The sequence below is a fragment of the Elizabethkingia miricola genome, from assembly GCF_001675285.1.
Classification (GTDB): domain Bacteria; phylum Bacteroidota; class Bacteroidia; order Flavobacteriales; family Weeksellaceae; genus Elizabethkingia; species Elizabethkingia miricola.
On sequence record NZ_LSGQ01000029.1, the window covers coordinates 1 to 21,944 of the forward strand.

At 36.1% G+C, this 21,944-nt stretch carries 21 protein-coding genes and 1 other RNA gene; 17 read left to right on the forward strand and 5 right to left on the reverse strand.

From position 1 onward, the window contains the following. Nucleotides 1–30: 30 nt before the first annotated feature. Together ATE49_RS13825 and pnuC are read right to left on the reverse strand one after the other, a co-directional pair. A complete protein-coding gene (locus ATE49_RS13825; protein ID WP_034871214.1) occupies nucleotides 31–681 on the reverse strand; it encodes a hypothetical protein in 651 nt (216 codons plus the stop codon). Between the two features lie 7 nt (nucleotides 682–688). Further along, a complete protein-coding gene (pnuC, locus tag ATE49_RS13830) occupies nucleotides 689–1,378 on the reverse strand; it encodes a nicotinamide riboside transporter PnuC (RefSeq protein WP_059156295.1) in 690 nt (229 codons plus the stop codon). 183 nt (nucleotides 1,379–1,561) lie between these two features. Between pnuC and ATE49_RS13835 the strand changes: the two genes are divergently transcribed. The 3 genes from ATE49_RS13835 to ATE49_RS13845 are packed head-to-tail and all read left to right on the forward strand — an operon-like array spanning nucleotide 1,562 to nucleotide 5,272. Then, nucleotides 1,562–3,076: an amino acid permease gene (locus tag ATE49_RS13835; protein ID WP_065082660.1), complete on the forward strand. Its 1,515-nt coding sequence runs from the start codon at nucleotides 1,562–1,564 to the stop codon at nucleotides 3,074–3,076. A 40-nt stretch (nucleotides 3,077–3,116) separates the two neighbouring features. Next, nucleotides 3,117–4,127, forward strand: a complete 1,011-nt coding sequence (locus ATE49_RS13840; protein ID WP_065082661.1) for a WD40/YVTN/BNR-like repeat-containing protein — start codon at nucleotides 3,117–3,119, stop codon at nucleotides 4,125–4,127. An 11-nt stretch (nucleotides 4,128–4,138) separates the two neighbouring features. Further along, a complete protein-coding gene (locus ATE49_RS13845; RefSeq protein ID WP_065082662.1) occupies nucleotides 4,139–5,272 on the forward strand; it encodes a lactonase family protein in 1,134 nt (377 codons plus the stop codon). Between the two features lie 8 nt (nucleotides 5,273–5,280). On the opposite strand, the gene ATE49_RS13850 is transcribed toward ATE49_RS13845, so the two are convergent. After that, nucleotides 5,281–5,763, reverse strand: a complete 483-nt coding sequence (locus ATE49_RS13850) for a lipocalin-like domain-containing protein (protein WP_065082752.1) — start codon at nucleotides 5,761–5,763, stop codon at nucleotides 5,281–5,283. 125 nt (nucleotides 5,764–5,888) lie between these two features. Here ATE49_RS13850 and ATE49_RS13855 point away from each other — a divergent pair, with 125 nt between their 5' ends. From ATE49_RS13855 to ATE49_RS13870, 3 genes are all read left to right on the forward strand, one after another. Further along, nucleotides 5,889–6,725: a 1,4-dihydroxy-2-naphthoyl-CoA synthase gene (locus tag ATE49_RS13855; protein WP_016198645.1), complete on the forward strand. Its 837-nt coding sequence runs from the start codon at nucleotides 5,889–5,891 to the stop codon at nucleotides 6,723–6,725. A 72-nt stretch (nucleotides 6,726–6,797) separates the two neighbouring features. Further along, on the forward strand, nucleotides 6,798–7,718 hold the full coding sequence (menA, locus tag ATE49_RS13860; RefSeq protein WP_065082663.1) for a 1,4-dihydroxy-2-naphthoate octaprenyltransferase: 921 nt from the start codon (nucleotides 6,798–6,800) through the stop codon (nucleotides 7,716–7,718). Nucleotides 7,719–8,084: 366 nt separating this feature from the next. After that, nucleotides 8,085–8,771, forward strand: coding sequence for a metal-dependent hydrolase (locus ATE49_RS13870; protein WP_065082665.1), 687 nt, complete (start codon nucleotides 8,085–8,087; stop codon nucleotides 8,769–8,771). A gap of 8 nt (nucleotides 8,772–8,779) precedes the next feature. On the opposite strand, the gene ffs is transcribed toward ATE49_RS13870, so the two are convergent. Beyond that, an RNA gene (ffs, locus tag ATE49_RS13875) (signal recognition particle sRNA small type) lies at nucleotides 8,780–8,877 on the reverse strand. A 157-nt stretch (nucleotides 8,878–9,034) separates the two neighbouring features. Between ffs and ATE49_RS13880 the strand changes: the two genes are divergently transcribed. The 9 genes from ATE49_RS13880 (at nucleotide 9,035) to ATE49_RS13920 (ending at nucleotide 16,858) form a co-directional block, all read left to right on the forward strand. Further along, nucleotides 9,035–9,622, forward strand: a complete 588-nt coding sequence (locus tag ATE49_RS13880) for a DUF4199 domain-containing protein (RefSeq protein WP_059322398.1) — start codon at nucleotides 9,035–9,037, stop codon at nucleotides 9,620–9,622. Between the two features lie 15 nt (nucleotides 9,623–9,637). After that, complete coding sequence (locus ATE49_RS13885) at nucleotides 9,638–10,588, forward strand: glycosyltransferase family 2 protein (RefSeq protein WP_065082666.1); 951 nt, start codon at nucleotides 9,638–9,640, stop codon at nucleotides 10,586–10,588. 38 nt (nucleotides 10,589–10,626) lie between these two features. Beyond that, nucleotides 10,627–11,328, forward strand: a complete 702-nt coding sequence (locus ATE49_RS13890) for a GIN domain-containing protein (protein WP_059345504.1) — start codon at nucleotides 10,627–10,629, stop codon at nucleotides 11,326–11,328. Nucleotides 11,329–11,331: 3 nt separating this feature from the next. Next, entirely contained in the window at nucleotides 11,332–13,077 is a 1,746-nt protein-coding gene (locus tag ATE49_RS13895) for a phospho-sugar mutase (protein ID WP_065082667.1), read from the forward strand. Nucleotides 13,078–13,122: 45 nt separating this feature from the next. After that, nucleotides 13,123–14,376, forward strand: coding sequence for a pyridoxal phosphate-dependent aminotransferase (locus ATE49_RS13900; protein ID WP_065082668.1), 1,254 nt, complete (start codon nucleotides 13,123–13,125; stop codon nucleotides 14,374–14,376). Between the two features lie 30 nt (nucleotides 14,377–14,406). After that, a complete protein-coding gene (locus ATE49_RS13905) occupies nucleotides 14,407–14,763 on the forward strand; it encodes a four helix bundle protein (RefSeq protein ID WP_065082669.1) in 357 nt (118 codons plus the stop codon). 30 nt (nucleotides 14,764–14,793) lie between these two features. Continuing rightward, entirely contained in the window at nucleotides 14,794–15,528 is a 735-nt protein-coding gene (kdsB, locus tag ATE49_RS13910) for a 3-deoxy-manno-octulosonate cytidylyltransferase (protein ID WP_045178945.1), read from the forward strand. Nucleotides 15,529–15,558: 30 nt separating this feature from the next. Continuing rightward, a complete protein-coding gene (locus ATE49_RS13915) occupies nucleotides 15,559–16,221 on the forward strand; it encodes a hypothetical protein (protein WP_034871228.1) in 663 nt (220 codons plus the stop codon). Between the two features lie 103 nt (nucleotides 16,222–16,324). Further along, entirely contained in the window at nucleotides 16,325–16,858 is a 534-nt protein-coding gene (locus tag ATE49_RS13920; RefSeq protein WP_034871229.1) for a glutathione peroxidase, read from the forward strand. A 106-nt stretch (nucleotides 16,859–16,964) separates the two neighbouring features. On the opposite strand, the gene ATE49_RS13925 is transcribed toward ATE49_RS13920, so the two are convergent. Next, nucleotides 16,965–17,972: an acyl-ACP desaturase gene (locus ATE49_RS13925; RefSeq protein ID WP_045178950.1), complete on the reverse strand. Its 1,008-nt coding sequence runs from the start codon at nucleotides 17,970–17,972 to the stop codon at nucleotides 16,965–16,967. A gap of 268 nt (nucleotides 17,973–18,240) precedes the next feature. Here ATE49_RS13925 and ATE49_RS13930 point away from each other — a divergent pair, with 268 nt between their 5' ends. Both ATE49_RS13930 and ATE49_RS13935 read left to right on the forward strand, forming a co-directional pair. Further along, nucleotides 18,241–20,319 (forward strand): glycoside hydrolase family 2 protein, encoded by a 2,079-nt coding sequence (locus ATE49_RS13930; protein ID WP_065082670.1) that lies wholly within the window; start codon nucleotides 18,241–18,243, stop codon nucleotides 20,317–20,319. Between the two features lie 103 nt (nucleotides 20,320–20,422). After that, nucleotides 20,423–21,928, forward strand: a complete 1,506-nt coding sequence (locus ATE49_RS13935) for an alpha-L-fucosidase (RefSeq protein WP_065082671.1) — start codon at nucleotides 20,423–20,425, stop codon at nucleotides 21,926–21,928. Nucleotides 21,929–21,944 lie beyond the last annotated feature (16 nt).

Genomic DNA, 21,944 nt, shown 5'->3' on the forward strand with positions numbered 1-21,944 from the left:
GTGGCTGTTTTTTGTATAAAAATATTTAAATTATCTTCTTCCTCCGGTATTGGAATTGTTATTCTCATTACTGGATCTTTGTTCTGTAGATCCTGAGTTTCTGAAACCATTATTGTTCATGTTATTATTAGAACGGGTTTCTACACGAGTTTCAGGACGTGGCTGGTAATTGTTGTTATTCTGGAAACCATTGTCTCTTCTTCTGCCATCATTGTTTTCGGCTCTGTAACCCTGGTTATTGTTGTTACCATTTCCGTATTGGCTGTTTCGGAATCCATTATTGTTATTAGTATTACCCCAGCTGTTTCCTCTGTTGTTATTGTTCCATGAATTGTTATTTCGGAATCCATTATTCTGGTCTCTTCCGGAAACAATTCTTTTCTCTACGTATATTTTTCTTCTGTTATTATTATAGAAGTATGGTCTTCCACCATCGTAATAATAGGAAACACCTCTTCTGTAGTAATAACCATCATTTCCCCAGTAGCCGCCAGGACCATAATAATTATAGTTAGGACCACTGTAGTATACGTTATTCATATAATAACCTCCGTCATAATATGGATTTCTATTATTGTTATAATATCCGTCGTTATATCCATATCCGTCTGTATAAACACCACAGGAAGCTAAAGTTCCTATAGTGAAGAGGCTTAGTGCTATTTTTGATAAAAGTTTCATGATGTGTTTAATCTAATTGGTTTGATTTATTTTCTTCTTTCTCTTTAATGCTTTTTGACCAGTCGATGTAACCCTGTATGGAGATTATAGTAAAGACAATATATTGTATTGCTGTTATACCTAGCTCTTTATAAATCATCATAGGAATACATATTAAATCTCCTATAATCCAGAACCACCAGCTCTCTACCTTTTTCTCCGCCATTAGCCACATTCCTGCTAAAAATATAGAAGTCGTTAGAATATCCATATAATTAGCCCAGTCTAAATGACTTAAATCCAAAATGATGCCAATCATTGAAAAACCATTGTTAATGTATGGTTTGTAATAGTAAACAAGTGTTACAAGTGCCATACTAAGGGCAAAAAGAATCGCGCAGATTTTCCATTCTCTTTTTGCAGCGCGGGAAACTTCAACATGAATATGATCTTCCGAGCTCTTGGCCCACTTAATCCACCCATAAATACTCATGCTGGTATAATAAAAGTTGATGAGCATATCCCCCCATAATCCGAAATGATATAGAATATATACGTATATAGTTGTACTGATAATACCAGTAGGATAGACCCAGATATTTTTCTTAGCCGAGAAATAGACACTTAATAAGCCAAATATTGCGGCAATAGATTCCAGTAATATTTGTTGCCATGAATAGCTGAGATAGGGCGCAATAAGATAATTGAGAATGTCCATAATGCCCAAAGATAAAGCTTTTCCGGCCTATTATTTATAGAGGGGATTGAAAAATGAAAATTTACATTTTAGTCTTATGTGAGAGGGGAAAGACAAAAACAATGAGTTTTTATTGCTAAAAAAATGTTAACATATTGTAAAAAATTTCTACTTTCGTAAATCTAAAAAAAACTGAAAAAATATATGGCGAGTATTTGGGCAAAGAAGCCGCTTAGTGCCTACGAGGCAGATATGAAGAAAAGTGGACTGAAAAAAGTCCTTGGAAAATGGAGCTTAACAGCAATAGGGGTTGGCGCTATTATTGGCGGCGGAATCTTTGTTCTTACAGGAACCGGAGCGTATTATCACGCAGGACCTGCACTGGCAATATCCTTTATTATAGCAGGGATTGCCTGTGTTTTTGCTGCATTATGTTATGCAGAATTTGCATCTATAATCCCGGTTGAGGGATCTGCGTATGCTTATGCTTACGGAACTGTAGGTGAAATTTTTGCATGGGCCATGGGATGGTGTCTCATTCTGGAATATGCTATGGCAAGTATGGCCGTGGCAGTAAGCTGGTCCGGGTATTTCACTAAATTTCTAAAGATATTCGGAGTACATCTGCCGGCATATCTTACATCGGATCCGGCAAGTTATACGGGAACAGGCTTCTCTATGAATTTACCGGCATTTATTCTGGTATTATTACTTACAGCACTATTGGTAAAAGGAACTAAAGAAGCTGCGGGAGCAAATAACCTAATTGTATTATTAAAAACGGCAGCTGTAATTTTCGTAATTATTTCCGGAGCTTATATCATCTTCTCTAATACTGATCTTTATAGTGCAGTAGATGGTGTGAAAAACTGGAAACCTTTTATTCCGGATGAAACCCTGATTAAAAACTCTGAAGACAAGATGGTCTCGGCCTACGGTATTAAAGGAATTATTTCCGGAGCTGCAGCAATATTCTTTGCATATATCGGTTTCGATGCCGTTTCTACCCAGGCAGGTGAGGCAATTAATCCTAAAAAGGATGTTCCTTTTGCAATTATCACATCATTATTAATCTGTACAGCATTGTACATTTGTGTGTCTTTAGTACTAACAGGGATGATGAATTATACAGACTTTAATCCAGCAGGAAAATATCCTGAGGCAATTAAAGCTCCTGTAGCATATGCATTCGAAATTGCAGGTAAACACTGGGCTAGTAATATTGTAACGATTGCAGCTACTGTTGGATTGATCTCTGTAGTAATGGTAATGATGATGGGGCAGTCTCGTATCTTTATCGGTATGGCAAAAGACGGATTGATTCCTAAATTCTTCGGAGAACTTCATCCAAAAACAAGAACACCATACAAAGGTATTATCATATTAGGATTCGTTGTAGCTTTTGTAGCAGCACTTACACCAATTTCTACTTTGGCAGATATGACCAGTTTCGGGACCTTGTTTGCCTTTACACTGGTATGTATTGCAGTATGGGTAATGAGAAAGAAAGAACCAAACCTGAACAGACCATTCAAAGTTCCTGCTTACAAATTAGTTGTAGCATTAGGGGTAATTATCAATATCTATCTGATTTTTAATCTTAGTGCCCACGCTTTGGAATTATCTGCAGGATGGTTAGTGCTTGGTATTTTTGTCTATATATTCTATGGTAAAAATAATAGTAAACTAAATAATCCGGATAAAATAACGGAAGACTAATTAACGTAACCCGCTCCGGCGGGTTTTTTATTGAATTATTATGAGAAAAATATTGTCTTTGGGACTATTATCTGTCTCTTTTCTGGGGTTTTCCCAGCAGATTGAATTCACAACTTTACTGAAAGATAAAATCAGTATCCGAGCTCTGGAGGTGTCAAACGGTAAAGTATGGTATTCAGGTACAGGATCTAAGTTTGGTTTTGTAAGCGTAAACGATACATTGGATAAAAAACAAATCAGGCTTTCTGATAAAAATCTTCAGTTTCGCACGCTGGCACAGGATAAAGAGTATTTATATGCTATTAATATTGAAAGTCCGGCTAACTTTTTCAGAATAGAGAAGAAAAGCCTGAAGGCAGAAAATGTTTTTCAGGATAATGTACCAACAGCATTTTATGATGCTCTGCATTTTACAGAAGGCGGAACAGCATATGCATTTAGTGATACTGATGAAAGTCTGAATCTGAAACTGGCGCAGATGGATAAAAAAGGGGTATGGAGTATACCTGATCATAAAATTCAGTTAAATAAGGGAGAAGCAGCATTTGCGGCAAGCAACACCAATATAGCATCTTCTAAAAACTATTTATGGATAGCAACTGGGGGGATGTCTTCCAGAATTTTGAGACAAAATCTAAAGACTCAAAAATGGGAAATCTTTAATACACCTTTTGTACAGGGGAAATCGTCTCAGGGAATGTATTCTGTAGATTTTTATGGAGATAAATTTGGAATTGCTGTTGGTGGAGATTATACAGCGCAGAAAGAAAATCAGAACAATATAGCGACTACAACTGATGGTGGAAAAACCTGGGAAATACAAGCTTCCGGCAAAAATGGAGGCTATATGACTTGTGTTAGAATTAAACCGGGATCGGGAGGTAAAGAAATTGTAGCAGTAGGAGATCAGCATATTAGCTATTCTGCCGATTATGGAAAGACCTGGAAAGTTATTTCTGAAGAAAAAAATCTGTATGTTTGTCAATGGCTGGATAAGAATACTGTAGTTCTTGCGGGAAATAATAAGATTCTGAAAATGAAATTCCAGTAATATATTTAAAAATGAATACAATTTATAAAAGTTTATTGGTACTTACTTCTACTGTTGTAATATGGAGTAATTGTACAGCTCAGAAGACAAAGACAAATAATGAAATGTATATGTTGGCCGGGACATATACAGCAAAAGGAAGCAAAGGTGTTTATGTTTATAAGCTAAATACAGAAACAGGAGCTTCCAAGTATGTAAGTGAAGTTGCTGTGGAAGATCCTTCCTATCTGGCAATTAGTAAAAATGGTAATTATGTATATACGGTTACCGAGAAAGAAGATCAGCAGAATTCTAAGGTCAATGCATTCTCTTTTGATAAAAAAACAGGTAAGCTAAGCTTTATCAATAGTAAGCCTGCTGGCGGCGGAGCACCTTGTCATATTAATATATCGCCGGATGGTAAGCATGTTGTAACGGCTAACTATATGGGCGGAAGTGTTACGGAATATACGATTAATAATAATGGAAGTTTAGGTGATGCTTCACAGAATATTGTGTTTTCCGGAAACGGAACCGATAGAGAACGACAGACCCAGCCTCATCTTCATTATGTAGAGTTTTCACCGGAAGGGAAATATCTGTTTGCTGATGATCTTGGTACGGATAAAGTCTATAAATATCAGGTGAATAAAGATGCTTCAAAGCTTTTGACTTCTGATAACTCGTCTTCGGTTAAAGTAAAAGATGGTTCAGGTCCGCGACATTTAGCATTTCATCCTAATGGAAAATATGCATATCTGATTACTGAAATCTCAGGAGATGTTATTGCTTTTAATTATAAAAACGGTACACTGGAAGAATTTCAGACTGTAAAAGCAGATTCACTTAATGCTAAAGGAAGTGCTGATATTCATATCAGCCCGAACGGAAAATACCTGTATGCTTCCAATAGATTGAAAGGTGATGGAATAGCTGTTTTTTCAATTGATCAGAAAAACGGAAAGCTTACAAAAGTAGGGTATCAGCCAACGGGTATTCATCCGCGTAATTTTGCAATCACCCCCAATGGTAAATTGTTATTGGTAGCTAACAGAGATAGCGACCAGATTCAGGTTTTTAAAATCGATGCTAAAACAGGTTTACTGAATAATACAAATCAGGATATTAAACTCAGTATGCCGGTTTGTATAAAATTTACAAAATAGAAAGAAAATCAGTGGAGTAGCTGTTGTTGCAGCTGCTCTTCTGTTATTTTCTCCAAATTTTCATAGTGTACTGTTTGCAGTATCTTTGCAACAACCTGATCTTTTTCATTAGCGGCATCCATCGGAATAGAGTTGAAAACCATTTTTTGTGAGTCAAAGTTGGTTATTTTTTCCTCCTGATATATTTCATTTCCGATAAAGAAAACTAGTTTGTCATCGGTAATTTTCCAGTATGTTTCTCTGGGCTCACTTTTGTAACAGTTCTCAACAGAGCCTTCGTAGTAATTATAAATTGCGGTTCCATCTGCTTTTATGATGTAATGTCTTTGCAGGCGGCACGCATCAAAATCCTTTTTTACTTTTTTATTATTTTCATAAAATCCAGCTTCTTTAAGTTTCCATATTCCGGTAATAGCTTCAGGGGAAATTACTTGTTGCGCAAAACTAAACAGACTAAATCCGGTAATTAAAAAACTCAAGGTTTTCTTCATAAATTGTGTTTTAAAAAAGGATCTCCAAAAATACATTAATTTTATAAATTACAGTAAATCATTGTGGATGTTCGGCTCTTAAAATTCCTAATTTAACCGTATCTTTGAGGAAAATTTTTCAGACTATGATCGAGTGGAAAACCGCAAAAGAATACGAAGATATTACTTATAAAAAATGTAATGGTGTAGCAAGGATTGCTTTCAACAGACCAGAAATTCGCAACGCTTTCAGGCCAAAAACAACTTCAGAATTATATGATGCTTTTTACGACGCATATGAAGATCCATCAATAGGGGTAGTTTTACTATCCGGTGAAGGTCCGAGTCCAAAAGATGGAGGATGGGCTTTCTGTAGTGGTGGAGATCAAAAGGCACGTGGTCACCAGGGTTATGTTGGAGAAGACGGAAGACATCGTTTGAATATTCTGGAAGTACAGCGTTTAATCCGTTTCATGCCTAAAGTCGTTATTGCGGTTGTTCCGGGATGGGCTGTAGGCGGAGGACACTCACTACACGTTGTATGTGATCTTACTTTAGCAAGTGAAGAACATGCGATTTTCAAACAAACAGATGCCGATGTTACCAGCTTCGATGGTGGTTATGGTTCTGCATACCTGGCTAAAATGGTTGGGCAGAAAAAGGCTCGTGAAATTTTCTTCTTAGGGAGAAATTACTCTGCACAGGAAGCTTTTGAAATGGGAATGGTAAATAAAGTTGTTCCTCATGCCGAGTTAGAAGATACTGCTTATGAATGGGCGCAGGAGATTTTAGCGAAATCACCAACTTCTATTCGTATGCTGAAATTTGCAATGAACCTTACTGATGATGGTATGGTTGGACAGCAGGTTTTTGCAGGTGAGGCTACTCGTTTGGCTTACATGACAGATGAAGCTAAAGAGGGAAGAAATGCCTTCCTTGAAAAAAGAAAACCAGACTTTGGAGAAGATCAATGGATCTCTTAAATAAGAAGTTGGAGGTTAGAAATTGGATTTAAATAACCAGATTCTAACCTCTACCTCTAATATCTAAATATTATGATTGAATGGATAAAAGCAGCTCGTCTGCGAACATTACCACTTTCCCTTAGTGGTATTATTTTAGGCTCCCTTATTGCAAAATGGAAGCTTAATTCTGTAGGAGAAAGCTGGGATGTATGGGTTTTTGTACTGGCTTTAGTGGTGACGCTTTTGTATCAGGTGTTATCTAATTACGCGAATGATTACGGTGATGGTGTAAAAGGTACAGACAAAAAAAGAGCAGGAGAAGCGGAGGCACGTGCAGTGGCTTCGGGGAAAATAACAGCAAAACAAATGCGTAATGCAGTCATTTTGTTTTCCGTATTGTCATTGGCTTTTACTGTTTTATTATTATATAAAGCATTTTTTCCGGGGCATATTCAGGCATTTTATGTTTTCATAGGTTTAGGGATTGCCTGTATTTTTGCAGCAATTGGTTATACAGTAGGAAAAAGACCTTATGGTTACATGGGGCTGGGAGATGTATTTGTATTTATATTTTTCGGACTGGTATCTGTAATGGGCTCATATTATCTGTTTACTAAAACATTCGACTGGCAGATGATTTTACCGGCAACAGCTGTAGGGTTGTTCAGTGTAGCTGTTCTTAACCTGAATAATATGCGGGATATAGAAAGTGATGCAGAGAGCGGAAAGCATACTCTTGCATTAAAAATGGGCTTTAAAAAGGCTATGATTTACGAGATCATCTTGCTACAGTTACCTCTTATTCTGATTTTAACTTATATGATGGTGTATGAAATCAGAAGTTATTATGCCTACATATTTATTATTCTTTTTCTGCCTTTAATGGCCTTAAGAAGAAGGATAATGGAAACTAAGGAACCCAGAAATCTGGATCCTTACCTGAAGCAAGTTGCTATCATGTGTTTTGCAATGAGCCTGCTTACAGGGATAGGTTTGAACCTGATTAGATAAAGAGAAATAGAATGAGCAGAAGGCTTACTATAAAATTAATTTTCTTTCTGTCCGTTCTGGTTGGATTAATTTTCCTTTATTTATTATTAAGGGAATTTATAGAAGGGTTAACAATTTCGGAACTTGAAATTTTCCCTTCTGTTCTAATGTTTGTTGCAATAGGAAATGTGTATGTTTCGGTCTTGCTTTTAAGAAAAAAGATTAATCCATACGCCTGGCTTTTAGTAATACAGATTTTATTGAATATATTTTTTCTGCTTAATTTTTACTATTATTTCTATTACGGAATAAAAGTATGTAGATAATGCAGATTATTTTTTAGTACTCATAAGATCAATATTTGTTTAAATAAAAAAATAAGAGAATATGAAATTCACTTTTTTAGGACAAAACTGTTTTTTGTTCACTTACAAAGGAAAAAATATCCTTTCAGACCCTTTCTATAATTATCAGAAAGAACAGTCTGGATTTGATATTAAAGCACACAAAATTGACTATATTTTGTTAACGCATGCACACGGCGATCATATTGCGGATGTGGAAGAGGTATTGGCTCATTATCCGGAAGCAACTATTATTGGGGTGCCAGAAGTATGCGGTTATTTTAAAAACGCGAAAAATACATGTGATATTAACCTGGGAGGATCTGCAAAAGTTGAAGATCTTAAGATCTCTATGGTGCCTGCTCATCATACCAGTTCTTTTCCGGATGGTACTTATGGCGGTGTACCGGTAGGTTATATTTTCAGACTTCCTGAAGGAAAAAATATGTATTTGGCAGGTGATACTGGAGTAATGGCCGATATGGAATTGTTCCCAAGGCTTTTTGGTAAAATCGATTTATCTATTCTGCCGGTAGGAAGTCACTATACAATGTGTCCGAGAAAAGCTGCATTTGCTGCAGGCGAATTATTGAAATCTCCGAAAGTAATTGGATGTCACTTTGATACTTTTCCTCCAATTGCAATTAATCACGACAGTGCAATGAAGCATTTTGAAGAGAAAAATGTGGAGTTGGTTTTACCGAAACTGGGTGAGGAATTTGAATTTTAAGAAATAAAAAATGGCAAGCTACCTACATCACACCGCTACGACCAATTACCTTTGCTGTGTTCCCACCCTGGAGGATTCTCAGGAGCTGGTTGTGTAGGACTTGCCAGTGCAAATATAGAAATTATTTACGAATCCGGAAGAAAGATCCAAGAAAAAAAGTGTAATGATCCCCGTAAAATGGGGTAAATAGCTGATTTATAAATTAATATTTTTATTATTTTTTTTCTGAAATCGGACTTCCAACATCTATTATTATTAAAAATATGACGAAAAATCCTGTAGCTATCGGGTTAGTGTTGTTCGGAATTACCATGTTGGCGTTCTTTGTAGTGTACTATTTTTTTGCAAATGCCAGTTATTATAGTACCTCTATGAAGGTAAATGCATTTGGAATGCCTTTTTTGTATGCAGTTGGAGGATTTCTCTCTGTATATTGGTATAGAGGAGCTGGGAAAATAACTTATCCACAGGCTTTTAAGCAAGCTTTTGTAACATTATTTATAGGAGGTTTCCTTTCTGTAATGTCCATTTTTGCTTTTCTTAATTATGTAGATACTGATGCCAGAGATTTACTCAATCATCAGTATATTCAGACCGAATTAACCAATCTGGATGAAGCTTATGCTAAGCAAAAGTCTGAAGCAGTACATCTTAAAGATCAGAGTAAAATTGGTGAATTAGACAAAAATTATAACGATGCAAAGCTTGCAAGAGAAGCTGCAATAAAGGAAAATAGAAATTATTTTTCATTTAGTTTTCTTTCTGCCGTTTTTGGAGGCTTTATGTTATTTTATCTACTTTTGTCAATCGTAATAGCAGCGTTTTTGAAGAACAAAAAACGCTACGAATAAAATTAAAAATACTGAATGGATCTTTCTATTATTATCCCGCTTCTTAATGAAGAACAATCTCTTGAAGAGCTTTTTTCCAGAATAGACAATGTATGTAATGAGAATGATTTCTCTTATGAAGTATGGTTTGTGGATGATGGTTCTACCGACAATTCATGGGGCGTTATACAACTACTTTCTGCATCACATCCGCAGGTGCACGCTATAAGATTTACCCGTAATTATGGTAAGTCTCAGGCTTTACATGCTGCTTTTGAAAAAGCTAAAGGCGAAGTTGTAATTACTATGGATGCCGACCTTCAGGACTTCCCGGAAGAAATACCAGGACTTGTAGAAAAATTAAGAGAAGGGAATTACGATATTGTAAGTGGCTGGAAAAAGAAGCGTTTTGATAATGTAATGACTAAGAATATCCCATCCAAATTATTCAATGCTTCGGCAAGGAAAGTTTCGGGTGTTTTCTTACACGATTTCAACTGCGGATTGAAGGCTTACAAAAAACAAGTTGTTAAAACTGTTGATGTATACGGGGATATGCACCGTTATATTCCGGTGTTGGCAGCTCATGCAGGATTTAAAAATATCACTGAAAAAGAAGTAAAACACCAGGCTCGTCCTTATGGTACTTCCAAATTTGGGGCGAACCGTTTTATCAGAGGATTTTTGGATCTGATAACTTTATGGTTCGTAAGCAGATTCGGCGGACGCCCGATGCATTTCTTTGGTGCCGCAGGTACAGTAATGTTTATTATAGGTTTTCTTTCAGCTTTATGGTTGGGGATTTCTAAGCTAATAGATGTTGCAAGAGGAATGTACGGACATCTGATTGCAGATAATCCTTGGTTCTATATCGCATTAACAATGATGGTCCTTGGAACTCAGTTGTTTATTGCAGGATTCCTTGGTGAGATGTTGATCAGAACAAATCGCGAGCGCAAAAATTATCATATTGAAGAGATAATTTAATTAAAAATAGCTAAATTCAAACTTCAATTTTTAAACGGATGAAAAAATTACTTTATATATTTCTTGTCATCGGTTTGGTTTCATGTTCCAAAGTGAGACCAAAGGGAGAGATCGCAACAAAAGATGTGAATATTCAGGATTTTAACAAATTGGATGTCAGTGGGAAATTTAAAATTTTCTATGTACAAAATCCTAAAAATATGGTTTCTGTAGAAACCTATCCGAATGTCTTTGATAATCTTAAAATTGAAGTAAAAGATAAAACGCTTTATATTTCAGAGAAAAGCAAGACAGAAGGTGTGGATATGTACAATATTATGCTATACTCTAAAAATAACTTAGAAAGTATAGCAATGGCAGATTCAACAGATATTACAATTTCCAGCCAGATGTCGGTGCCGGCATTTAAACTGAAGATTAAAGACAATGCTAAATTTATGGGTTCTGTTTTAGCTAATAAAGCAGATGTAACTATGACTAACAAAGCAAAAGCAAATCTTTTAGGCAGAACGCTGGATGCAAATATTGCGATTAGTGACACTGCGAGTATTATTTCTCCTTACTGGTACATTAATAATCTGAATATAACTTCTAAAAATGGAAATTATTCAGAATTTTCAGTGGATGATGAACTAAACGGAAGTTTGGGAAATACTGCAGAATTAGTATACTACGGTAATCCGCAGAAGAAAATTAAAGTAACTGATAAAGCTAAATTAGAACAAAAACAAAAACCTTAATATATGACGTCATTAGATAAAGCAAAATTGTGGCTAGGAGAAGGTTTCGATGATGAAACGAAAAAAGAAGTTCAGGCATTAATAGATAATAATCCAGCTGAACTGGATGATGCTTTTTATAAAAATCTGGAATTCGGAACAGGAGGTATGCGCGGAATCATGGGCGTTGGCACCAACCGTCTGAATAAATATACATTAGGACAGGCTACACAGGGATTAGCAAACTACCTTCATCAACAATTTCCGGGTGAAGAAGCTGCAGATTCGGCGAAGACGGAGGCGAGCCAAATTAAAGTTGCTATCGCTTATGACGTTCGCCACAACTCTCCGGAATTCGGAAAGTTAGTTACAGATGTTTTAACAGCAAATGGTATTAAAGTTTTATTATTTAAAGAACACAGACCAACTCCTGAATTGTCTTTTACTGTAAGAGATAAAAAATGTAATGCTGGGATTGTACTTACAGCCTCACATAACCCACCGGAATATAATGGTTATAAAGTATACTGGAATGACGGAGCACAGGTAGTTCCGCCAAACGATAACGGAATTATTTCTGAAGTAGAAAAAACTCAGTTTAATGAAATTAAATTCGACGGAAACGACGATTTAATTGAATGGATAGGCGCAGATCAGGATGATGTTTATATCGATGCTTGTATTGAAAATTCATTATATCAGAACGTTGGTAGAGATCTGTTGAATATAGTTTTCACTTCTATCCACGGAACAACATATACAACTATTCCTAAAGCTCTAGCAAAAGCGGGCTTTACAAGAGTAGATCTGGTTACGGAGCAAATGATTCCAAGCGGAAACTTCCCGACAGTAGAATCTCCAAATCCTGAAGAACCAGCTGCACTTTCTATGGCAATGGATCTGGCTAAGGTCACCAATGCCGACATTGTAATAGGAACGGACCCGGATGGTGACAGATTGGGAATTGCTGTAAGAAATCTGGATGGAGAAATGCAGTTGTTAAACGGAAATCAGACCAATACATTCCTTACTTATTATATTTTAGATCAGTGGAAAAAACAAGGTAGAATTACCGGAAAAGAATTTATCGGATCTACAATCGTAACTTCTGATATTTTCTATGATATTGCAAAGAAATTCGGCGTTGACTGCAAGGTTGGATTAACCGGATTCAAGTGGATTGGTAAAATGATCCGTGAAGCAGAAGGACAGGAGAAATTTGTTTGCGGTGGTGAAGAGAGCTTTGGATTTATGACCGGAGATTTCGTTCGTGATAAAGACTCTTGCGGAAGTATTCTTTTAGCTTGCGAAATTGCTGCATGGTGCAAAGCCAACGGTAAAACAATCTATGAGTACCTTATCGATATCTACAAAGATCTTGGAATGTACTATGAAGGATTGGTAAATATTACGAAAAAAGGCAAAGATGGTGCAGATCAGATTAAGCAGATGATGACAGATTTCCGTCAGTCTCCACCAAAAACTTTAGCAGGATCGGCTGTAGCAGAAGTAAAAGATTTCCAGGAGCAGACAAGTCTTGTAATTGCTACGAACGAGAAGTCTGTAATGAATGATATTCCGAAATCTAACGTATTAATCTATTATACAGAAGACGGAACAAAAGTATGTATTCGTCCTTCCGGAACAGAACCAAAGATTAAATTCTACGTATCTGTGAAAGAACAAATCTCTTCGGAACAGGATTTTAAAGATAAATTAGTTTCTCTGGAAGCTAAAATCCAGCAGATTAAAACAGACTTGAATTTATAATCAACCAAATAAAAGACCGTTAATCTATAACTGTCCACTAAAAATATGAAAGTATCTAAACTAGCCGCAAATCTTATAGGCTCAGAAATTGTAAAAATAGGAAATGAAGTTAATGATATGAAGGCTAAAGGAGCCGAAATCGCTAACCTTACTATTGGAGATTTGAATTCCAATATTTATCCAATCCCTGCGGGATTAAAAGACGAAATTCAGAAAGCTTATCAGAATAATCTTACCAATTATCCGCCAGCAAACGGATTATTGGGACTAAGAACGGCTGTTTCAAAAGATCTTAAATCAAGATGGGGATTAGATTATGCGGCAGGTGATATTTTAATTACTGCAGGGTCACGCCCCTTAATTTATGCAGTTTATAAAACGATTGTAGATGAAGGTGATAAAGTGATTTATCCTACACCATCTTGGAATAACAATCATTATGCATACCTTACTTCAGCTAATGCAGTAGAAGTAAAAACGACTCAGGAAAACAATTTCCTGCCAACAGCAGATGATTTAAGACCACACTTATCAGGTGCAGTTTTATTAGCTTTATGCTCTCCGCTTAATCCTACAGGGACAATGTTTACCAAAGAGCAGCTTTCCGAAATCTGTGAAATGGTATTGGAGGAAAATAAAAAACGTGGTGCAGGCGAGAAGCCTTTATACCTGATGTATGATCAGATTTATTCTAATCTTACTTTTGAAGCAGAACATTTTAATCCGGTTTCTTTATTCCCGGAAATGAAAGAATATACAATCTATATTGATGGTATTTCTAAATGTCTTGCTGCAACAGGAGTACGTGTAGGATGGGGATTCGGGCCAAGTCTTATTATGGGCAAAATGGCAGCTTTGTTAACGCACGTTGGGGCATGGGCTCCAAAGCCCGAGCAGGAGGCTACAGCTAAGTTTTATGAAAACCAGGAAAATGTAGATCATTTTGTTACGGATTTCAAAGATAAATTACAGGCAAGCTTGAAAGTTCTACACGAAGGAATTCAGGAGATTAAAAATAAAGGATTGGCAGTAGAGAGTATTCAGCCTATGGGTGCTTTATATCTTACAATTAAGCTTGACTTTATTGGTAAAACAAAACCAGACGGAACTAAAATAGAAAACTCTTCAGATTTAGTATTCTATTTAATTCAGGAAGGCGGCGTTGCATTAGTACCATTCTCTGCTTTCGGTTGTGAAGTTACAGAACCATGGTTCCGTGCATCGGTAGGAGGTCTTTCTCTTGATGAGATCAAGAACATGTTACCAAAACTGGAGCAAGCACTTGCTAAATTAGTATAACATTCAGTTATAAGTTATGAATGATGAGTTATGAGTGAAAACAGCATCATTGGACAGAAGAGTTTTGAGTTTGCCATTTGCATTGTAAATTTTTATAAGAAATTTACTGCAGAAAAGAAAGAATTTATAATTTCTAAACAAATTATGCGTTCAGGAACTTCTATAGGTGCAAATGTCAGAGAAGCTCTAAATGGACAAAGTAAAGCTGATTTCATTCATAAACTTTCAATCGCTCAGAAGGAATGTGATGAAACTATTTATTGGCTAGAATTGCTAAAAGCAACCGATTATATAGAAGAATCAGAGTTCACCAATTTACATTCCCGAGCATTGGAATTACTTAAAATTATTAGAAGTATTATTATCACAAGCAAGAAGAACTCATAACTTATAACTCATAATTTATAACTTTAAAACATGAAAGTAATCGCAGTTATTCCTGCACGTTATAATTCTACCAGATTTCCCGGAAAATTAATGGAAATTCTGGAGGATAAAACTGTAATCTCTACAACCTATAAAAATGTTGAAGAAACAGGTTTGTTTGATGATGTTTTTGTAGCTACAGATTCAGAGATTATCTTTGAAGAAGTAACAAGAAACGGAGGCAAGGCTGTAATGACAGGTGAGCATGAAACGGGAAGTGACAGGATAGCAGAGGCGGTTCAGAATATCGATTGCGATATTGTGATTAACGTTCAGGGGGATGAACCTTTTCTGAAAAAAGAACCTCTTGGCCAACTGATAAAAGTATTCGAAAACGATCCTAATGCAGAAATTTCATTAGCTTCGCTGAAAATAAAACTTCATCATTTTGAAGAAGTACAGAATCCTAATAATGTAAAAGTAATTACCGATAACAATGGTTTTGCTCTTTATTTTAGCCGTTCTGTAATTCCTTATCCAAGAGAAGAATCTTTTCAGGCAGAATATTTTAAACATATTGGCGTTTATGCTTTTAGAAAACAGGCATTACTTAATTTTGCCAGACTTCAGCAAAAGCCTTTGGAAATAGCTGAGAAAATTGAATGTATCAGATATCTGGAATACGGGATGAAGATAAAACTTCTCGAAACCGATTTTATCGGCGTAGGTATCGATACTCCGGATGATCTGAAAAAGGCTAAGGAGATTATAGCTAATAAAGGCTAATCTCCGGAAATATTAACTTTAAAAATATTTATGAAGAAACTTATTTTAGTTGTACTTGTTGGTGTCTGCCAAATGTTTTTCTCCCAGACAGCGGAGCAAATTATTGAAAAAAACATTCAGAGTACAGGAGGATTAACACAGTGGAAATTGCTTAACTCTATAATGTTACAGGGGAAAGTAGTTCTGGGTGTTAGTGAAGAATATCCTGTGAAAATATTCCAGCAAAGACCTAATCTGAAAAAAACAAGCTTTACCATAAAGGGAAAAGAATATGCGATTGAAGGTTTTGACGGAGAGAAAGGTTATTCTATGAATTTTGCAACGAATAAGCTGGTAGAAGTAAAAGATTATGTTGCAGAAAGTTTCGATACGGACTTTATAGACTATGATTCTAAAGGGTTTGTAGCAAACTATCTGGGCAAAGAAAAAATAGGTAATGTAGATTGCTTTAAAGTAGAATTGGTAAAGAATGTAAACAAAACTGTTTATTACTTCGATGCCAATACGTATATGCTGGTAAGAGAGATTAACAAAACAGATATTCTTACTTATTATGATTACCGTAAAGTAGGGAATCTGTTAATGCCATTCAGAATTGAATCTTCATCTCAGAAAAAAGAAGGAGATTATGTACTTTTGTTTAGCAAAATAGAAGTGAATAAAGTATTCCCAAATAATACTTTTAAATTCTAATAAAATATAGATATTATAAAACGAGCATGATTCGTTAATAATTTCAAGGATGAAGACTATCATGCGGGTTCCATCCGACCAAATTTTAAAAAAATATTTACAGATGAAAAAGTTCTTATTATTTGCATTGTCTGTGGCAGGAGTTCTTTTTATTGCAGCACAAAGCAAGACTATCTATAGCTATAAAGTGGAAGGACTTACAGGTGACGAAATTGATTTCTCTAAGTTCAAGGGGAAAAAGATTCTTGTGGTAAACACTGCTTCTAAATGTGGTTTCACACCTCAGTATGCAGACCTGGAGAAAATCTACCAGGATTATAAAGATAAACTGGTTATTGTTGGTTTCCCGGCAAATAATTTTGGGCAGCAGGAGCCAGGAACGAATGAAGATATCCATAGCTTCTGTGAGGCTAATTACGGAGTATCTTTCCCTATGGCTGCTAAAGTTTCTGTAAAAGGAGAAGATATTGCACCAATATTTAAATTCCTTACAGAAAAGAAGCTAAATGGAGTAAAAGACACTGATATTGCATGGAACTTCACGAAGTTTTTACTGGATGACAAAGGAAAGTTAATTAATTCATTCCCGAGTAAAGTAAAACCTACAGACGAGGCTATTGTAAAATACCTGAAATAGTAAAAGCAGGGCTTTTAAAAAATTACAAACAGCAGATTCAATTGGTCTGCTGTTTTTTTATTATTAATATGAAAAATGCAGCCCTTAGAGCTGCATTTTGTATTTCTTAGAATGAGAATTTAGGGTTACTTAACCAATGTAAGTTTATTTCCTCCGGAACTTTCATTCTTTCAGCGATCTTTTTATAACGATCAGACAAACGACACAGATAGTCCTGAGCCTTTGTAAATCCATCCTGTAAACCAGTTAAAGTTTCAATTTTCCAATACTTAACAAGGTGGTCTATAATAGCAGCATAATCCCATGTAGTATATACACCAATTTGCTGAGTAATAGCCGAGAAATCGATAAATATATTGCTCTTTGAAGCCTGGTCATCCATTAGCATAGCCGGCATAGAGATCTGCTTACGCATCATTCTTTCAAAAGCGGCAATAGCACCATTAGGATCTTTCTTGAAGATTTCTGTCATAAAAGACTTATAGGCATTTTCATGTCTTGCTTCATCACCTGCAATCTGCTTACAGATTTTTGACAGAACACTATCTCCAGCCTTATCAGCCAGTTTCCCTGTATTTACGTGAGATATTTTTGTAGCTCTTTCCTGGAAAGAAGTATAGATAATAGACTGATATGGATCTTTCTCTGCATCCGGATCGAATCCGTTGTAGATAAGGCGGTGAATTGTTTGCTCTACCTTTTTCATATCACAACGTCCACTCAGGTACAAGTATTTATTCAGAAGATCACCATGACGGTTTTCTTCAGCTGTCCATGCTCTGGACCATCTTGCCCAGCCCTTATCGGAAGTTACTTCTTTATCTTCATTGAAAATTAAACTGAAATAAGTCTGGTAGCTAGGTAATGCCTCTTCAGTGATCATATTTCCTACCAATGAGGTGATTACAGTATTGGGAATGTTAGCCGCTCTTTCGCGTAATTTTTTAATCTCGTCCAATGCATCCTCCCTTTCCATATCTGGTAAAAAGTCATTAGGCTGCCAACAATCATCCGGGTCCATTAATTTATCATCAACGGCCTCTGAAACAAAACTATCCATGGATCTGATCACGTCAAATCTATCATGGTATTCCTGCAATTCTTTCGTATTCATTTTCCTCTTTTCTTTAATGCAAATTTATCTATTATAAATTAATATAGCTATTAAAATTTCCATTATTTGATTGGATATCATTTTTATATTCTGTGTTTAATTTTTATTTTGTTAAAAAAGAAGTCTTATGATTATTTATATTTCAATAATTATGTTTTGCATACAGTTTTTAATTAAAACTTTATAGATATTTATAATATAATTAATTAGCAGAAAATGCTGGATAAAAATTCCTATTTTTGGAAAACTAATAACCAAAACAAACATCATGTTGAATCATTTTAACAAGGCACTGTTGCTTACAATGCTTTCATCTGCCTCTGTAGCTTATGCTCAAAGGGTTACAGAAGATTTCAATAAAGACTGGAAATTCTTTCAGCCCAGAAACGAAACTTTTAATTTTAACTTCGACAATGGACAGGATTTTAAGCCTTCCAATATTGATCTGTGGGAAAGTGTTACACTTCCTCACACTTTCAACAAAGATGATATGCAGCGGGATAATAATTTTTATACAGGAAATGTATTATACCAGAAGAAATTTACAGTAAGCGATGCGCAAAAAAGCAAAAGAACATTTTTGAAGTTTGAAGGAGTAGGGAGCGTTGCAAAGCTTTATATCAACAATAAATTTATTGGTGAGCATAAAGGAGGATATTCTCAGTTTGCCTACGAAATTACCAATTCGGTAAACTATGGTAAAGAAAATGTACTGACAGTTATTGCCAACAACCAGGCTCGTAAAGATGTTATTCCCGTTAATCAGTTTTTATTTCCTATTTATGGTGGTATTTATCGTCCTGTAAGCATGATTACGACTAATAAAACCAATTTTGTGGTAACAGATTATGCTGCACCCGGAATATTTGTTAGTCAGAAAAAAGTTTCCTCCAAGAGCGCAGATATAGAAATAAAAGCAAAACTGGAAACTACTGAAAAAACGGTTCAGAATGCTATACTGGAGACTTCTGTTATTAATAAGGAAGGTAAAGCCGTAGCGGTAGTAAAAAATCCTGTGAACATAAGTCCGCAGGGGACTACTTACATTACCCAGAATATTAATCTGAAGAATCCGCATCTTTGGGATGGTGTGCGCGATCCTTACTTATATACAGTATCTTCCAAAATTATTGTTAATGGTACCGATACAGATGTTCTAAAGCAAAACCTTGGTGTAAGAACTGTAGAGGTGATTCCTGGAAAAGGTTTTTTTCTAAACGGAAAACATTACCCAATGCACGGCGTTTCACGCCATCAGGATGAATGGGGATATGGTTCGGCATTGTCTTACGAACAGCATAAAAGAGATATGGACCTGATGAAAGAAATGGGTGTTACAACTATCCGTTTGGCTCATTACCAGCAAGCTCCGCAGATGTATGAACTGGCAGACCAGTATGGATTTCTTGTATGGGCAGAAATTCCTTTCGTAAATGCTGTTTCTTATCAGGAGAACGACAATGCGAAACAACAAATGACGGAATTGGTGAAGCAAAATTACAATCATCCTTCTATATATATATGGGGTGTACATAATGAGGTCTATTCCAAGACCAAAGACGAACAGGTTCCTGTATTATCGCGCCAGCTAAGTGATATTGCAAAGACAATAGATCCATACCGAATGACAGGAGCTGTAAATGGTTATAATCAGGTAGACAGACCGGAAAACCTGACAACTGATATTCAGGGAATCAACCATTACTTTGGTTGGTATGGCGGTAAAATTGGTGACCTTGAAAACTGGGCACAAGGACTGGAAAAGAATTTTGCACAGTATAAAGTAATCCTTACCGAATATGGGGCAGACGGAAATATGGATATCGGTGCTGAAGAAGTAAAACAACCTGCAGATGTGGTTTCCGGGAAATCATTTCCGGAAAATTATCAGACAGAGACCCATATTCAGCAATGGGCAATTATAGAAAAGCATCCGCAGATTGCCGCTTCTTATGTATGGAACATGTTTGAATTTGCAGTTCCGATGTGGAACCGTGGTGGTGTAAACTCCCGAAATCTGAAAGGGCTGATTACCTTTGACCGCAAACGTAAAAAAGATTCTTTCTATTGGTATAAGGCCAATTGGAACCCGGAACCAATGATATATCTGGCGAACAGAAGAGATAATATGCGTAAGAATCCGGTTTCTAAAATTCAGGTATTTTCTAATCTGAAAGAAGTTAAAATATTGGTTAACGGAAAAGAATATCAGGCTAAAAATGGTGTGAATGCGAAACATTGGGTAATAGAAAACGCTCAGCTTCAAAAAGGAACAAACACCATTAAAGCTATTGGTAAATCCGGTGGAAAAGAACTAACCGATGAAATGACATGGACTTTAGAGTGAGATAATGTAGCAATGTAACAATGTTACAGGACTAGTATATACTCTATTACATTAAAATATTGTCTGACAACCAATAACCAAAAACTAACAACCAACTAATACCATGAGAAAATCAATGTTTAATTTAAGTCTTCTGACCGGGCTTTGTATGAGCGCTATAATGCAGGCTCAGGCATGGACTGGTGAAAAGCAGGAGAAGCCTAAGGAAAGGGTCGCTTTGAAATACGGTCCTATCACACCAGCTCACCGGACAGATGAAGCGATGCAAAAATTCAGAGAATACGGATTAGGGCAGTTCATTCATTGGGGAATTTATGCAATTCCGGGAAACGAATGGAATGGTGTAAGTGCCAGAGGCGGTGCAGCAGCATCTGAATGGATACGTTCCTGGAGTGGGCCAACAGCTCCTAAGGATTGGAAGAATACCTATGATAATCTATATAAACAGTTTAACCCCAAAGATTTTGATGCCAAACGCTGGGCGAAACAGGCTAAAGATATGGGGGCTAAATATGTAATCTTTACAACAAAGCATCACGATGGCTTTGCTTTATGGCCTACAAAGTACTCTGCTTATAATATTACAAAAACACCCTATAAAAAAGATATTGTAAAGCAGATTGTAGATGCTTATGATGCTGAAGGGATAGATGTATTCCTGTATTTTTCTATTTTGGAATGGAACAATCCGGACTACCTATATAAAGCACCCCAAACAGCAGAAGAGAAAGCTAAATATTCTAAATTTCTGAAGTATACGGAAAATCAGCTACTGGAATTGTTGAAGAACTATCCACAGATTAAAGGCTTCTGGTTCGACGGAACATGGGATGCTTCATGGAAAAGTGCGTATGAATTTACCTATAATCTGGAGAAAAAACTTCGCGAAAAACATCCAGGCCTTATTATTGGCAGCCGTTTCCGTAACGACGAAAACCAAAAGCGACACTTTGATACTAACGGAGACTTGCTGGGAGATTATGAACAGGGATGGGAACGCAAGCTTCCAAAAAATTACGAATCCCTTAACGGGAACGACTGGGATTGTGTGATGACTATTCCGCCAAATGGTTGGGGTTACATGAAAGATTGGAATGGAATTTATACCAAAACACCGGATGATCTGATCGAAATGCTGATGCGTTCACGTTCTATGGGAGGTAATTTTGTTATTAATTTCGGACCCGATGGTAACGGAAATTTTCACCCCGAAGAGGATAAAATAATGAAAGAGATAGGTGAGTGGACAAAAGTAAATGCTGAAGCTATTTATAATGTAGAACATTCTCCAATGTCTCTTTACAACTATGGATATTTTACAAAGAAAGGTAATAATACTTACTTAACGGTGTTTAACAGGCCTGTTAATCAGATTGTGAGATTAGCGGTAGAGAAGAAAGCTACAGAAGTTCCGGCATCTGCTTCACTGCTTGTAGGCAACAGAAAACTGGAATTAAAACAAAGCGATATGGGATTGGATTTGGATAAGAATACATACTATGATATTATCCTCCCGAAAGATTACCAGACAGATAAAGCATTTGTTATAAAAATAGAAATGAAACAGGGATCTGTGAAAACAGACAAATTAATGGATGCAAAAATGTAATAAAATAAAAAAGCGA